Source organism: Paenibacillus sp. USDA918EY (assembly GCF_009870825.1).
GTDB lineage: Bacteria > Bacillota > Bacilli > Paenibacillales > Paenibacillaceae > Paenibacillus_AQ > Paenibacillus_AQ albilobatus.
In genome coordinates this window covers 285,201-299,276 of record NZ_WTWY01000003.1, presented here as the reverse complement: position 1 = coordinate 299,276, position 14,076 = coordinate 285,201, and the positions used below count along the sequence as shown (strand labels likewise).

At 53.6% G+C, this 14,076-nt stretch carries 14 protein-coding genes; 10 read left to right on the top strand and 4 right to left on the bottom strand.

Translation table 11 applies throughout. The features are described from left to right. Positions 1-99 precede the first annotated feature (99 nt). Both GQY55_RS09155 and GQY55_RS09150 read left to right on the top strand, forming a co-directional pair. Positions 100-1,872 (top strand): sensor histidine kinase, encoded by a 1,773-nt coding sequence (locus GQY55_RS09155; RefSeq protein ID WP_160040389.1) that lies wholly within the window; start codon positions 100-102, stop codon positions 1,870-1,872. Further along, on the top strand, positions 1,865-3,481 hold the full coding sequence (locus GQY55_RS09150; RefSeq protein ID WP_160040386.1) for a response regulator transcription factor: 1,617 nt from the start codon (positions 1,865-1,867) through the stop codon (positions 3,479-3,481). The genes GQY55_RS09155 and GQY55_RS09150 overlap by 8 nt, the downstream gene beginning before the upstream one ends. Here GQY55_RS09150 and GQY55_RS09145 read toward each other — a convergent pair. After that, the gene (locus GQY55_RS09145) at positions 3,478-3,690 is read right to left on the bottom strand and encodes a DUF2905 domain-containing protein (RefSeq protein ID WP_160040383.1); all 213 of its coding nucleotides are present in this window, start codon (positions 3,688-3,690) and stop codon (positions 3,478-3,480) included. The two genes, GQY55_RS09150 and GQY55_RS09145, sit on opposite strands and share 4 nt — an antisense overlap. A gap of 399 nt (positions 3,691-4,089) precedes the next feature. Here GQY55_RS09145 and GQY55_RS09140 point away from each other — a divergent pair, with 399 nt between their 5' ends. From GQY55_RS09140 to GQY55_RS09130, 3 genes are all read left to right on the top strand, one after another. Continuing rightward, positions 4,090-5,004, top strand: a complete 915-nt coding sequence (locus GQY55_RS09140; protein ID WP_160040380.1) for a LysR family transcriptional regulator — start codon at positions 4,090-4,092, stop codon at positions 5,002-5,004. 227 nt (positions 5,005-5,231) lie between these two features. Next, positions 5,232-6,896, top strand: coding sequence for an FAD-dependent oxidoreductase (locus GQY55_RS09135; protein ID WP_160040377.1), 1,665 nt, complete (start codon positions 5,232-5,234; stop codon positions 6,894-6,896). Between the two features lie 157 nt (positions 6,897-7,053). Then, on the top strand, positions 7,054-8,286 hold the full coding sequence (locus tag GQY55_RS09130) for an MFS transporter (protein WP_160040375.1): 1,233 nt from the start codon (positions 7,054-7,056) through the stop codon (positions 8,284-8,286). Between the two features lie 49 nt (positions 8,287-8,335). Here GQY55_RS09130 and GQY55_RS09125 read toward each other — a convergent pair whose 3' ends face one another. Beyond that, positions 8,336-9,226, bottom strand: coding sequence for a LysR family transcriptional regulator (locus GQY55_RS09125; protein ID WP_160040372.1), 891 nt, complete (start codon positions 9,224-9,226; stop codon positions 8,336-8,338). Between the two features lie 174 nt (positions 9,227-9,400). Between GQY55_RS09125 and GQY55_RS09120 the strand changes: the two genes are divergently transcribed. Then, positions 9,401-10,099 carry an O-methyltransferase gene (locus GQY55_RS09120; protein ID WP_160040369.1) on the top strand — a complete coding sequence of 233 codons (699 nt, stop codon included), beginning with the start codon at positions 9,401-9,403 and terminating at the stop codon, positions 10,097-10,099. Here GQY55_RS09120 and GQY55_RS09115 read toward each other — a convergent pair. Next, the gene (locus GQY55_RS09115; protein ID WP_160040366.1) at positions 10,041-10,601 is read right to left on the bottom strand and encodes a peroxiredoxin family protein; all 561 of its coding nucleotides are present in this window, start codon (positions 10,599-10,601) and stop codon (positions 10,041-10,043) included. The genes GQY55_RS09120 and GQY55_RS09115 overlap by 59 nt on opposite strands. Positions 10,602-10,684: 83 nt before the next feature. Continuing rightward, positions 10,685-11,359 carry a Crp/Fnr family transcriptional regulator gene (locus GQY55_RS09110; protein WP_160040363.1) on the bottom strand — a complete coding sequence of 225 codons (675 nt, stop codon included), beginning with the start codon at positions 11,357-11,359 and terminating at the stop codon, positions 10,685-10,687. Positions 11,360-11,636: 277 nt separating this feature from the next. On the opposite strand from GQY55_RS09110, the gene GQY55_RS09105 reads away from it, so the two are divergent. From GQY55_RS09105 to GQY55_RS09090, 4 genes are all read left to right on the top strand, one after another. Beyond that, a complete protein-coding gene (locus GQY55_RS09105; protein ID WP_236575505.1) occupies positions 11,637-11,774 on the top strand; it encodes a hypothetical protein in 138 nt (45 codons plus the stop codon). Continuing rightward, positions 11,749-12,105, top strand: a complete 357-nt coding sequence (locus GQY55_RS09100; RefSeq protein ID WP_236575504.1) for a hypothetical protein — start codon at positions 11,749-11,751, stop codon at positions 12,103-12,105. The genes GQY55_RS09105 and GQY55_RS09100 overlap by 26 nt, the downstream gene beginning before the upstream one ends. Positions 12,106-12,161: 56 nt before the next feature. After that, positions 12,162-12,731, top strand: coding sequence for a spore coat protein (locus GQY55_RS09095; RefSeq protein ID WP_160040353.1), 570 nt, complete (start codon positions 12,162-12,164; stop codon positions 12,729-12,731). A gap of 180 nt (positions 12,732-12,911) precedes the next feature. Then, a complete protein-coding gene (locus tag GQY55_RS09090; protein ID WP_160040350.1) occupies positions 12,912-13,916 on the top strand; it encodes a LacI family DNA-binding transcriptional regulator in 1,005 nt (334 codons plus the stop codon). Positions 13,917-14,076 lie beyond the last annotated feature (160 nt).

The window sequence follows — 14,076 nt, the reverse complement described above, 5'->3', positions numbered from 1 at the left end:
AGTTATGGTAAGTTAATAGATGAAGCGAAACGGGAACCATCGCCTTGTTGAAAGCGCATTCAATAAAACGGACACTTCAAGGAAAAGGATGTTTTCGGCATGAAGAAGCTGGTGGATTTTTATAAAATACATTTCAGGAAAAAACTGTTCAACAAAATCGTGTTTATCTACTCGATCATCACCGTGATGTCGCTGGCCAGCTTGTCCGGCTTCGTCTACATGTACCAGCTGAAGGTGCAGGCGACCAAGGAGCTGGAATTCAACAACCGCATATTGTCGAACATCAGCAAATACCTGGACATGCGGTACGCCACCTCGCAGCAGATCGTGCAGCAAATCTACCGGGATGAATCGGGAACGCTGCTGGAGGACGTTTATTCGTTCCTGCGGAGCGATTTTGCCGAGTATTTGGACGACCGGCTCGAAAAATACGGCGAAACCGGTGTCCGGAGGCGGGACATCATGTCCTATTTGCGGCTGCAGCTGAACAACTACCCGGATATCCGCATGGTCGCGCTGTACAGCGAAAACCAAAAATTCATTTTGCTCCTGACCCGGGATACCCAAAACTATTACTACGTGAACGGAGACCTGCAGTCGGCGCTGAAGCAGTACGTCATTTCCGACAAAAGCTTCACGACCGTCAGCAACATCAACAGCCTCACCCAGCAGGAGAGCATCGGCAACCTGATCATCGATTATGATCTGAGCGGCATGTACGGCGAATACGTGACGGATTGGGGCGGCTTGAAAGGATACGTTGCGGTGGTCACGCCCGGGGGAGAAGTCCTGTTTGATTCGTCCAGCCGTTATTACGGTCAAAAATATCCCTATCTGTCCAGGCTTTCTTCTTCGTCCGACGTTCAGAACTTTGAAGAGCCTTCCTATACGAACGTTCAGGTGTCGAACCGTTTCGGCTATTACGTGATCGGGGTCATTCCCAAAGCCGAAATCGCGAAAAGCCTGAGAGGGCTTCGGAATACGCTGTTTTTGGTGACGGGCATATGCATCGTCGGGGCGATGGTGCTCACCCGGTTTACGATCGTCAACTTTTCCCGGCGGACGAGATCGATTATGAAGGCGCTTGAAAAGGCGAGAAACGGGGACTTGTCGGTGCGGATTCCGGTGGAAAAGGAAGATGAGCTGTATGAAATTTCCGACCGTTTCAACCAGATGTGCGCGGATCTGACGAAATACATCGACCGGGTATACGTGTCCGAGATCAAGCAGAAGCAGGCCGAGCTCGTGGCGTTCCAGGCGCAGATCAAGCCGCATTTCCTGTACAATACGCTGGAAGCCATCCGCATGCGCGCCCTTTCGAAAAAAGCGGATGACGTCGGCGAGATGATTTATATTTTATCCACGCTGTTCCGGTATTCGGTCAAAAGCGATACGGTCGTTACGCTGGCCGATGAGCTCGAATACTGCAGCCTGTATCTGGATCTGTTCCGCATCCGGTACGTGAACAATTTTGCGTACGAAATCGATGCGGAGCCCGAACTGATGAATATGCCGGTCCTGAAGCTGTCCATCCAGCCGCTTATTGAAAACTATATCGTCCACGGTTTGGTCATGTCGCGATCGGATAACCGGATTTCGATCCAGGCCGAGCTTCGGGAAGGCGATCTGGTCATTACCTTACAGGATAACGGCAGAGGCATCCCGCCGGAGAAACGGGAGGAGATCAGGCGGCGTCTGCAAGGGGCGCCGGCCGAGCCTTCGGCCTCGATCGGGCTGATCAATACGCATGAACGGATCAAAATCTGCTTTGGTGACCGTTATGGGCTGGAGCTTTCGGAGGAAAACCGGCAGGGAACGGTCATCACCATGAAACTGCCATCTAGGGTGCAAGGAGGACGATTGTATGCGTAGCGTGTTTATTGTGGACGATGAGCCGTTTATACTCGAAGGCTTAAACAACGCAGTCGAATGGGAGGAGCTGGGGACGACGCTGTGCGGCAAGGCGTACGACGGCAAGGAGGCTTACGAGCAGCTTCGGGAAACCGGGTGCGACATACTGATTACCGACATCATGATGCGCGAAATGGACGGCCTGGAGCTGATCCGGAAGTTGAAACCGCTTTACCCGGGCATGAAATTTATCGTGCTGAGCGGATACAACGAGTTTAATTACGTCAAGGAAGGGATGAAGCTCGGCATCGAAAATTACCTGCTGAAGCCGGTCAACATGAAGGAGCTTGCGGAGACGATACAAAGCACCGTCCAAAAAATAAACAACGCCGAGCGCTCGGCTTGTTTGAACGCGGAAGAGCTCGACATTTTGCGGGACAACGTCATGAACCGCTGGGCAGCGGGACGGATCGATCCGGCCGAGCTGAAAAACCGGCTGGATTTCCTCGACATACCGTCGGATTTGTCCTGCTACGCAGCCGCCGTCGTCAGGGAGATCGCCGAAATGGAGGAACCTGCCGGCGAGTCCCCGTGGTACAAAGCGCGCCAAAATAACCGCGAGGTGTACGCCTTGTGCAGGGAGCTGACGGAAAGCGCGGGAAACGGCAGGCCGGGCATTTGTTTTTGCGATTTGGAGGGGGATGTGATCATCGTTTATTCCGGATCTGATCCAAAGACGCTGCAGGCCGGGATTTTGGAGCAGCTGGAACAAATGCGTTCCGCCCTGAAGGAGCGGGGGACCCGCGTCATGATAACGCTCGGCGGCATGGAATCCGGTTATCAGGGATTGCCGCAAAGCTACGCCCTGGCCAAACGGCTGCAGGAATTTTTCCTGACGGACGAGGAAGGCGAAATCATTACCGCAAGCCGCATGGCCCCGCCGGACGACGCCATGGCTTGCACGGCGCCGGATACGCTCGAATACGAAAAAAGGCTGCTTGCTAGAAACAAAGCGGCCGTCGACGAATATATCGATCATTTGTTTGCCGTGAGACAATCAAACCGGGTATCCCCGGTCCATATCCGTAACTTGGCCGTCGAGCTGGTGCTTTGCACCAAGCAGGTCGTCAAGGAAAACAAGCTGAATTACGATTTGGCGACGAGCGGATACAAGCAGCTGTTCACGGCGCTGTTCAAAGCCCAGACGCTCGGCAGGCTGGCGCAGCACGTCAAATTCATCGCCCATGCGGCCATCGATTATTTGTCGGTCGAGGAGGACGAATTCAGTCCGGTCATCAAGCAGGTGCTGCATCAGATCCGCACGAAATATGCGGAGGAAATGTCGCTCAAGACGCTTGCGCATGAATTTAACGTGCATCCGTTTTATTTGGGGCAGCTGTTTCAGAAGGAGACGGGAGTCAGCTTCAGCGACTATCTGAACTCGCACCGCGTCAAGCAGGCGAAGGCGCTGCTGACCGACACCCTGCTGAAAACGAGCGAAATTTCGCGGCGCGTCGGTTATTTGGAGCCGGGGTATTTTTACAGGCAATTCAAAAAATATGCCGGCATGTCGCCGACCGAATTCCGCAATATGGTGAAAATGTCGGCGTGCCGCGACGAGCAGGCCTAACGGCGGAACAGCATCAGAAGCAGCGAGCCGACGACGCTGATGATGAGGCAGGTGACGATCGGGAAATAAACTTTGACGTTGTCTTTTTCGTAGACGATGTCCCCGGGCAGACGTCCGAGCGGGAGCCAGCGTCCGACCAGCCACCAGATCAAGCCGGCCGCAATCAGGACGAGGCCGAGGATAATCAGGATTTTGGATGCATTGGGCATGACGGGATTCACCTCACAGACGTACATTTTGGTATAATATTTGCTTAAGATCATAATTTGTTTTTCATGAGTACAAAGTGGCCGCTGCAGTTACGGATCGTTCTTCCGATCGCTGCCCGCCTCCAAATTTCCATGATCATAGTTTTTTTGTATGTAGAAATTCGGAGACAGATTATGCTTCCGATGCTAGCTTTCCTTCGGCAAGCTCTTAGGCGACCGCTGCATATGCTTCCGAAGTAGCTTTTTTTCAAAAAGCTTTTAGCTTCGTAAGAATCGATTCCGTCCCCTCCGCTACTTTTGCTTTTTGTAAATTACTATTATGATCTTAAGCCAAAACCAAGCAAAAATTTCGCTATGCATTTTTACCCTTATAGTATATCAGGAAAGGGATTATAATCCATGACACTGCAGCAGTTGAAATACGTCATCGAGGTCGCGAACCGGGGTTCCATGAACGAAGCCGCCAAACGGCTGTTCATCTCCCAGCCCAGCCTGTCCAATGCGATCAAGGAGCTGGAAACGGAGCTTCGGATCACCATTTTCGAGCGGACCAACAAAGGGATTACGCTGTCGAAGGAAGGGGCCGAATTTCTCGGTTACGCCCGCCAGGTCATCGAGCAGGCCGAGCTTTTGGAGGGCAGATATTTGAATGCCAAACCGGCGCCGCAGCATTTTTCCGTCTCCACGCAGCATTATGCGTTTGCGGTGAACGCGTTCGTGAACCTGGTCCGGGAATACGGGCAGGAGGAATACGAGCTGGCGCTTAGGGAAACGAAAACCCACGAAATCATTCAAGACGTCAAAACCCAACGCAGCGAAATCGGCATCTTGTATTTAAACGAATTCAACAGCAAGGTCATCAATCGTCTTTTGAAAGACGCGAGCTTGAAATTTACGAGCCTGTTCACGGCAAAACCGCATATTTTCATCAGCATCCACAACCCGCTCGCCAAACAATCGATCGTCACGATCGATCAATTGGAGGAATACCCGTATTTGTCGTTCGAGCAGGGGGAATACAACTCGTTCCATTTTTCGGAGGAAATTTTGAGCACCCTGTCGCATCCGAAAAGCATCCGCGTCAACGACCGGGCGACCTTGTTCAATTTGTTGATCGGGCTGAACGGCTACACGATTTCAACCGGCGTCTTGAGCGCGGATTTAAACGGCAACGAAATCATCCCGGTCCCGCTGGACTGCGAGGAATCGATCAACGTGGGCTGGATCTGCCACCAGAACGCCGCTCTCTCCAAGCTGGCTTTGGCGTACATCGACGCCCTTCACGAAGCCATCGGGGATAATCATCAAGATTAGAAAATTACGTCTTCAGCCGCATATCCCGCCTTCAGCCTCCCGGGCTGAAGGCTTTTTTGCTTCCATTGTCGATCGTCTTTTGTTATATTTACATTGTGACCATAAATTCATGAAATAGACACACAATGATGTGTGGAAAAAACGAAGTTTGAGAAAATAAACAGGTACATATCGCTTCATGGACGATTGCGCGTATTTTGAAGAAAACGTGATAAGGGGGATGCGAAATGGAGAAATGGGATGCAAGTTACGATGTCGTGGTTGTCGGTTCCGGGGCGGGCGGTTTGACGGCCGCGTTGACGGCACGATTGAAAGGGCTTACATCGCTTGTGGTCGAAAAAACGAATAAGTTCGGCGGGTCCAGTTCTTTGTCCGGCGGAGCGATCTGGGTTCCGAACAACGTATATCTCGAACAGGCCGGGTTGAAGGATACGATGGAAAAGGCGGAAGCCTACATTGATGCGACCGTCGGCGACCGGGTGCCGGCAGCGAGAAAACGCGCCTATTTGACCCGCGGGCCCGAAATGGTGAAATATTTGCATGAGCATACAAACCATGTCCGCTTTAAATACATTCCGGGTTATTCGGATTATTATCCCGAAGCGCCCGGCGGTTTTCCGCAAGGAAGGTCGGTGGAGCCGATCGTGTTTGACCTGAAGAAGCTCGGGGAAGAGCGTAACAACATGCGCCGCGCAAATCTTCCGACCTACGGCATGGTCATGAACGCGTACGAATTCCATAAAGTCAACATGATCACCCGAACCTGGATCGGCAAAAAAACGTCGTTGAAAATCGGGATGCGGCTCATGCGCTCGATTTTTACGGGATACCGTCCCGCCGCTTTGGGAGAGGCCTTGATCGGAAGGTTGAGGCTGTCGCTGATGGAGGCAAAAGGCGACGTATGGCTGTCGACCGCATTTTCGGAGTACGTCACCGAAGGGGGACGCGTCACCGGCATGCTTGCGGTACGAAACGGAAAAACGGTCAGGATCGAAGCCAAGCGGGGCGTGATCCTGGCTGCGGGCGGATTTTCGCACAGCCAGCCGCTCCGGGAACGGTATTTGCCCCATCCGACCTCGGCGGAGTGGACGTCGGCGGCCGAAGGCCAAACCGGCGACATTCTTGCCGCATCGCTTCGATTGGGAGCGGGCATCGATTTGATGGATCGCGTTTGGGGAGCCCCTTCGGCGGTTCCGCCCGGGGAAAAGCCGTTTTTCCTCGTGGCCGACCGCGGCATTCCGAACATGATGGTCGTAAACGGAGCCGGAGAGCGGTACGTCAACGAAGCGGTGCCTTATCATGAATTCGTCGATACGATGTATGCCAAAAACAAGCCGGAGGCCCCAACTACTCCATCGTGGATGATTTTGGACCAGCGGGCGAAAAATCGCTACATCTTCCTCGGCTTGTTCCCGGGCCAGCCGTTTCCGAAACGGTGGCTGGACAACGGATTCGTGAAAAAAGGCGGCACCCCGGCCGAGCTTGCAGGGCAAATCGGCATGGATCCCGCCAAGCTGACGGCGACGTTCGAGCGGTTTAACCGGATGGCCGAAAGAGGGGTGGACGAAGATTTCCGGCGCGGACAAAGCGCTTACGACCGGTATTACGGCGACCCGACGCTGCTTAATCCGAGCCTGGCGCCGATCGCCAAGGCACCGTTTTATGCCGTTCCCGTCGTACCGGGCGACATCGGAACCAAAGGCGGGCTCGTGACCGACGAATATGCGCGCGTGCTCAAAGAGGACGGCACGCCGATCGGAGGGCTGTTCGCGACAGGCAACTGCTCGGCCGCCGTCATGGGCGAAACGTATCCCGGCCCGGGCGCAACGCTTGGACCGGCCATGACGTTTGGGTATGTTGCAGCTTCGTACCTTGCCGAACAAAAGCCATAAACAGGCGGGCATTCGGCCCTTTTAGCCTTGATCCTCGATGTAGGATCAGGTTTTTTTTACGGTTACCGTCCAATTCCGGCATTTTTTCATTTGACTCTTACCTTGGAGGAGGCCTCATGATGGAGTCCTAAGATCCGGCAAGGGAGGAGTCGAACCTGTGTTATCTTCATTGAAGTTGTTTCGTCATCGCTTTATCCGCACCATCCTGATTTCCAACGTTTTTTCACAGCTGGGCATCTGGGTGCGGAATTTTGCGATCCTGCTTTACGTAATGGACAAGACGGAGGGAAATGCGCTTTACGTATCGCTTGTTTCGGTTGCCGAATACGCGCCGATGTTCATTTTTGCGTTGATCGGCGGCGTGTTTGCCGACCGGTGGAAGCCCCGGAAAACGCTCGTCGGCTGCGATTTGCTGAGCGCGGCATCGGCGGGCGCCGTTTGGCTTGCGCTCCTTAGCGGCATCTGGGAGGCGGTGTTCCTCGCGACGCTTGTGTCCTCCGTCCTTTCCCAGTTTTCGCAGCCGTCGGGGATGAAATGGTTTAAAATCCACGTCGCCGACGAGTTGGCCCAGCCGGCGATGTCTCTTTTGCAGGCGCTGTTCGCCGTCTTTATGGTGATGGGGCCGGTCGTTGGCACGGCGGTATATCAGACGTTTGGGATCCACGCGGCGATCGGGGTCACGGGCATATCATTCCTGCTGTCGGCCGCGGTGCTGCTGCGGATTCCGCCGGACAGCCCCGATGATGCGCAGGCAAACGCCGCTGCGGGGTCATGGATTCAGGACCTGAAAGCAGGCATTCGGTATGTCGCCGGTCGTAAAACGCTCCTGATGCTCAGCGTTTGTTTCCTGTTGGTCGGATTGGGCGTAGGTTTGATTACGCCGCTTGGCATTTTTGTCGTCACGGAGAAACTGGCCCTTCCGGCATCGAATTTGAAATGGCTGTCCATTCCTTACGGCATCGGCGAGATCGTCGGCGGAATCGCCACTTTTGCCGTGGCGAGCCGGATTGCGCCGAGCAAGCTGCTGATGCTGGGACTGCTGGTCGACGCCGCAGGCATTGTCCTGACCGGTCTATCCGGCATGTTATGGGTCACCATGCTCGCCCAATTCATCATCGCGCTGCTTCAGCCGGCGATTTTTATCGGCAATCAGACGCTGGTGATGCAGCAGACCGAAGCCGAATACATCGGCCGGGTCACGGGCATCCGCACGCCGCTCATGTCGGGAGCGATGCTTGTTATGACGGGATTGTCGGGCGTTTTCAAAAACATGTTCCCGCTTGAATCGGTATACGGGTTCGCGGGCTTACTCCTGGCGGCCGGTTGTTTGGCTGTACTTCCGCTTTATCGTGTCGGCAGGGATGCGAATAGCACCGAGGAGGACCGATGAGGCGGTATATAATCCTTCGCTCAAAACGCAAGTTCGCTCCCGGACGGGATTACAGCGGATTTTTGCGAATCAGCTCCACCAGATGACGGGCCGCTGCGTTTAGCGGCTCGTTTTTGCGCGTGCAGATCGCGATGACGTTTTTCAGCTCGATGCCTTCGACATAGACGCGGCACAATTCGCCTCGCGCGACATGCTCGCGAACGACCAAGGAAGATACGAAGTTGGCTCCGTATCCGGCAATGACGGCCGTAATCGCTTCATGCAGCCCGTTGAACTGCAGGGCGATTTTGGGCGCGGGCGCGCTGTACGTCCGGCATAATGCCAGCAGCCTTTCCCGGGTGGAGCTTCCTTCCTCGCGCATCACGAAAGGCTCCCTCATCATTTCATGAAGCGAGACACGGCGGCCGGCATATTTATGGCTCGGCGACACGACGAACCACAGCTCGTCCTCGAACAATTCCTCGGTGTGCACCGAATCCGGATAATCTTCCGGCAGCCCGCCGTAAATCGCCAAATCCACATCGACGCTCAGCAGCTGCTTCAGCGCTCCGCTGGAATTGGTCGTCGTAATGGACATCTCGACATGCTCGTATTGCTGCTTGAATTTGGCGAGCCAGGACGGAAGCAGGAATTGTGCCGGGAGGTAGGTCGCCGCCAAACGGATTTGCCCATACGTTCCCTGGCCGTAATCTTTGGCAAACTGCTCGATTTGCTGCTCGACGGCAAACAGGCGCTTGGCCAGAACGGCGACCTGTTCCCCCGCATCGGTCAACGCGATGCCGCGGCCCTGCGGCACCAGAAGCGTTAAAGCCAGCTCTTTTTCGAATTTTTTGATCTGGGCCGTAATCGCCGGCTGGCTGATGTTCAGCAGCTCGGAGGCGCGGGTGACGCTGCCGGTTTTGGCAATCTCATGGAACAAACGCAAGGCATGCAAATTCATCGTATTTCCACCTCGAATGATTCATAACTTAAATATATGAGAACGGTAGAAAGATATATTATTCATATCATTATATTCCCGATACAATAAAATCAAAAGCGATTCCTCACGGCAATCTTGCGGTGAAGAGGAGGGGCTTTTTCTAATAATCGATACCCGAGGAGGAGTTAGGACATGAAACAAACCTGGGAGCAAGTGGATGAGTATATGACGGATTTGCTGTGCCCGAACGATCATGTGCTGGATGACGTGCTTGTCGCAAACCGAAATGCGGATTTGCCGGAGATCGACGTCACGGGAACCCAAGGGAAGCTGCTGCAGCTTCTCGTGCAAATGAAGGGAGCGAAGCGCATTTTGGAGATCGGGACGCTTGGCGCATACAGCACCATTTGGATGGCGAGAGGATTGCCTGACGACGGAAAAATCGTCACATTGGAGCTGGAGCCCCGTCATGCCGAGGTGGCAAAAGCCAATATTAAACGTGCGGGGTTGGAGCAAACCATCGAGGTCCGGACGGGAAACGCTTTGGATTCGTTGGAAAAAATGGCGCAAGCGGGCGAAGAGCCTTTCGACTTCATTTTTATCGATGCGGATAAGCCGAGCAACCCCCAATATTTGAAGTGGGCGCTGCATTTCTCCCGTCCCGGAACCGTCATCTTCGGGGACAACGTCGTCCGGGACGGGGAAGTTGCGAACCGCCACAGCACCGATCCCCGGGTGAAAGGGGTAAGAACGTTTTTCGATATGATCGCCGGGGACCCGCGCATATCGGCGACCGCGATTCAGACGGTGGGCAGCAAAGGGTATGACGGTTTTATGATCGGGATTGTGCAGCAAACCGGTCAATCGCCTCAAAAGGCAAATGATCGGTAATGAGACTGCCGTAGTAGGCGACCTGAACGATCCCTTGTTCATCGATCAGAAATTCGGCCGGAATCCGGTTGAAGTTGGAGCCTTCCTCCGGAATCAGTTTGAATCCGGCTGCTTCAACCCGGGCCGTAATTTCGTGAATGTCCGGCTGCGCTAACGTTGCCTTCATTTTCGCTTCCGAAGACTCGACGCCATACCGCGCGTAGATTTCCGCTTGAGGATCGGCAATAAGCGGGAAAGGGGCATTTTGTTGCCCCACGTATTTGTGGAGGTTTGCCTCCGGAGATTCGAAAAAGGCGACGATCTTCATCCCTTGGCGCTTCCATGTTTCATATCGCCGGATAAATTGCTGTACCCGTAAATTGCATAAAGCGCAAGCGGAGTTGCGGAAAAAGGCAAGCAAAATTTTGCGGCCCGAATAGGTGCCCGGCGTGATGGGATTGCCGTTCTGATCCGCTGCTTCAAACCATGGGGCGGCGTCTCCTGGACGGAGCTGATTGTTCATCGTGAATTCCTCCTTGATGATCGGTTGTAGGCGTTTGGCCCGTGCACTAAAATTATCAAAGAAGTTGCCGCTCCTTCTGTGACTTAGTCACAAAGATGATGGTCGAGCTTGTTTCTCTGTATGATTTTCACCCAGCCCCGTCCGGTTTCGATCCAGCCGCTGCGTGCAAACTTTAGCAGGGTTCGGGACACGACTTCGCGCGCCGAACCGATTTCATCGGCCAACTCCTGATGCGTCGCGGCTACGAGCGGCTCCTGATCCGTGGTAACGCGCAACAGCGCTCTGGCGAGCCGCTTTTCTACGGGGATTCGCTCCTTTACCCCCATCATGTCGATCATCCGGAGCGTACCTTCGAGCAAACCTCCGAAAACGGTGCTGCGGAACGGTTCGTGGAACTGTACCCAGTGCAAGAAACGGCTTCGAAGTACGAACAGCGCGTCCACGTCCGTTTCGGCAATCAAAGAGCCGGGATAATCCCGCCCGCTCAGACCGCTAAGCACAAGCAGCGAACAGATTTCTCCCGCAGAAAGCCTGTTTAGTACCGATTCGTCCCCGTTTTCGTGAATCACCGTAATCCGGGCCGTTCCGCTGAGCAGAAACATGCCGTACACCGCCGCATCCTCCCGCTGGAATATTTTCGATTTCGCTGGGAACCGTTTTGCGAACGGCTGCGCTTTTGTCCATTCCTCCTGAGAAAGACCGCCAAGGCAGGGGAAAACCTCCAGCAGGTTCGTATCTTTTATTATCTCTATGCTCATCTTTTCCCACCTTTTCGATTGTTTGGATGATCCGGGATGGCGCCGGTAAACTTTGCTTCTATCATATCATGACGTGCAGGACGAACTTGATGATTATTTTTGTCTGCAGACAAATGTGTGGGTTGGCCCAAGTCAATTTTGACGCGGCTCAGCCCTTTTTTATTTTCCCGGTTGACAAAAGGATGGTTTTGGCATACATCGAGCTGCCGTCAGCGCTTTTGCGGCAGGGAAACAGATCATACAACGGGAGTCGATCGGCGGGCTGGCGTCGGTGTCCGTGCTGGGAAATGTAAGCGCGGCGGAGCGGCGGCAGGCGGAAGCGCAAGGCATTGAACTGGTCTCCGTATCGCTGCAGCAGCTTATTGTTCATTTGACGAACGGCAAAACGAATGGAAAGGTGGCTGAACTGGGATGAACCGGATGGCAGGGGTTATGAAAAAATGCATTGGAAGGACAAATGGAGTTGGATTTATATCCCGTGGGTCATTTTATTGTTCAGCTTTGTGGTCAACCTGTTCATAGGCGTATTAACCCATGGTGAAGAAAATATCACTTCGGGCAGGATCTCTTCGATATATATTTATATTTTTGTGTGCAGTTTGATCGTTCAGGGGCAGAGCTTTCCGTTTGCTTTGGGACTCAACGTACGGAGAACGGATTTTTTTGCGGGCACGAGCCTGATGGGGCTGCTTGTCAGCGCGGCTTCGGCCACGGTGTGGCCTATCCCATGCATAATTTCGGGATAAAAAGCGAAATTTATAGGACGGTAACTCGATCCAGAAATTGCAAAGGAGAATAAACGATGCCTTTAGGTTCACACGAAGCCCATGAGCTCAACGAGCTGCTTCTCAGCTGCACGAATTCCATCCAAAGCATGGCGCTTTTCATCGATCAGGCGACGGATCCCGTGTTAAGGAACATGATTACCCGCCACTATGCCGTGCATGTCCAGGACTATAACATGAAGGTCGAATACGCAAACCGCTTCAGTTCGCCGGATCGGCTCAACGTTCCGTCCATGCCGATGAATCCGCCGATGCCGACGATGAATCCGCAGCCGTATCCGCCGCTGCAGCCGCAGGTCAAGCTTCATCAGCTGGACGACCGCGCGATCGCGACTTCGTACCTGCTGACGTTAAAACGCGCCGGCCGTGAATATGCCTGGTCCGCCTTCGAATGCTCCACGCCGCAGCTCCGCTCGTTTTTGGAAAGCGCGTTCCAAATGTGCTCGCATCAAGCCTTCGAAGTATGGCAGTACATGGCTTCCAGAGGTTACTATGCGACCGCTCCCGCTTCGCAGGATGTGCTGCAGCCGATGCAGCAAATGTACAAATCGGTGCCGGAACATCAGCCGGGCCGGCTGTATAGCTGAAGCATTTGCGCAGCGTGTTTTCACGGCGGTCATGCCAAGGTCCCATATACGGGGCCTTTTTTGCGTTTGAGGGAAGAGGACTCCCGATTGTTGTAAGCGCTTTAAAAAATGTGTTGCCAATGATAAAATCCCTTGCTATAATCGCCTTGAAAAGGTTTTCTTGTAAAGGAAGTTTTGACGATGAAGCCAACAATTAGAGATGTTGCCAAAATGGCGGCGGTATCCATCAGCACCGTCTCCCGGGTGATGAATGCGCCTGAGTCGGTCAACGAGAGCAAAAGGATCCGCGTTTTGGAGGCGATTGAGAAACTTCAATATCAGCCGAACTCGTTTGCGCGCGGACTGATTTACAACAAATCCTTTACTTTCGGCCTGCTGATTCCGGATATCGAAAACGTATTCTACACCGGCATCATCCGGGGCATGCAGGATGCATGCATTAAGCTGGGGTACAGCCTGATGATCTGCAACACGGACAGGGACCGGCATCGGCTGCTGTCGTACATCGACGCTTTTCACGAAAAGCAGGTGGACGGAATCGTGTTCGCAAGCGACATGATGTTTCCGGAGTATTACGCAAAACTTGTCCGCTGCAAAATTCCGTTCGTGCTGCTGTCGACCCATTCCGATGAATTCGAGGTGCCCTGCGTGGAGATTGACGACGAGAAGGCGGCTTACGACGCGGCGAAATTTCTCGTCGAGCTTGGCCACCGGGAAATCGGAATGATCGGCTTCGACCACGAAAATTCCATTTCCGGCCCGCCCCGATTCCAGGGATTCGCCAGAGCGATGATGGAAGCCGGACTGGACGGGAACGTGAAAAAGGTGAAGGGAGCCGCTCACAGGTTCGAACAGGCCTATCAGGCGGCGCATGAACTGTTTACGGAATACCCCGGGCTGACAGCCGTATTTTGCGTGGCCGACGAATTTGCGATGGGCGTCATTTCGTATTTGAAAGACCGCAACATATTGGTTCCCGGACAGGTATCGGTGGTCGGCTTCGACAACCTGCGGTTTGCGAACATGTTCGTTCCGAAGCTGACGACGATCGCGCAGCCGATGTACGACATGGGATACCGCGCGGCCGAGAAGCTTCACGAATTGGTGACGACGGGCAAGGTCGAGGTTCTAAGGGAAAAGATGGAGCATAAATTGATTGTCAGAGAGTCCTCGCGGGAAAAATGAGGTTTTTGCGGCGCAGGTTTGAAAAGCTTTTCAAAGCGAAGTTTGTTTTCGCTTCCGCCGCAGCCGGGTAATAAACATAGTTCGCATAACAATGAATTCAAGAACATGTATCATTTTGTTCCTTTTATGTTCCTCGTCTTTATGAAAACGCTGTATTTTG

Bases quoted from the DNA above. Each gene is read 5' to 3' on its own strand.
- GQY55_RS09135 (WP_160040377.1), top strand. From the start codon at position 5,232: ATGGAGAAATGGGATGCAAGTTACGATGTCGTGGTTGTCGGTTCCGGG.
- GQY55_RS09095 (WP_160040353.1), top strand. From the start codon at position 12,162: ATGCCTTTAGGTTCACACGAAGCCCATGAGCTCAACGAGCTGCTTCTC.
- GQY55_RS09120 (WP_160040369.1), top strand. From the start codon at position 9,401: ATGAAACAAACCTGGGAGCAAGTGGATGAGTATATGACGGATTTGCTG.
- GQY55_RS09145 (WP_160040383.1), bottom strand. From the start codon at position 3,690: ATGCCCAATGCATCCAAAATCCTGATTATCCTCGGCCTCGTCCTGATT.
- GQY55_RS09100 (WP_236575504.1), top strand. From the start codon at position 11,749: ATGGAAAGGTGGCTGAACTGGGATGAACCGGATGGCAGGGGTTATGAA.
- GQY55_RS09155 (WP_160040389.1), top strand. From the start codon at position 100: ATGAAGAAGCTGGTGGATTTTTATAAAATACATTTCAGGAAAAAACTG.
- GQY55_RS09140 (WP_160040380.1), top strand. From the start codon at position 4,090: ATGACACTGCAGCAGTTGAAATACGTCATCGAGGTCGCGAACCGGGGT.
- GQY55_RS09115 (WP_160040366.1), bottom strand. From the start codon at position 10,601: ATGAACAATCAGCTCCGTCCAGGAGACGCCGCCCCATGGTTTGAAGCA.
- GQY55_RS09110 (WP_160040363.1), bottom strand. From the start codon at position 11,359: ATGAGCATAGAGATAATAAAAGATACGAACCTGCTGGAGGTTTTCCCC.
- GQY55_RS09150 (WP_160040386.1), top strand. From the start codon at position 1,865: ATGCGTAGCGTGTTTATTGTGGACGATGAGCCGTTTATACTCGAAGGC.
- GQY55_RS09125 (WP_160040372.1), bottom strand. From the start codon at position 9,226: ATGAATTTGCATGCCTTGCGTTTGTTCCATGAGATTGCCAAAACCGGC.
- GQY55_RS09090 (WP_160040350.1), top strand. From the start codon at position 12,912: ATGAAGCCAACAATTAGAGATGTTGCCAAAATGGCGGCGGTATCCATC.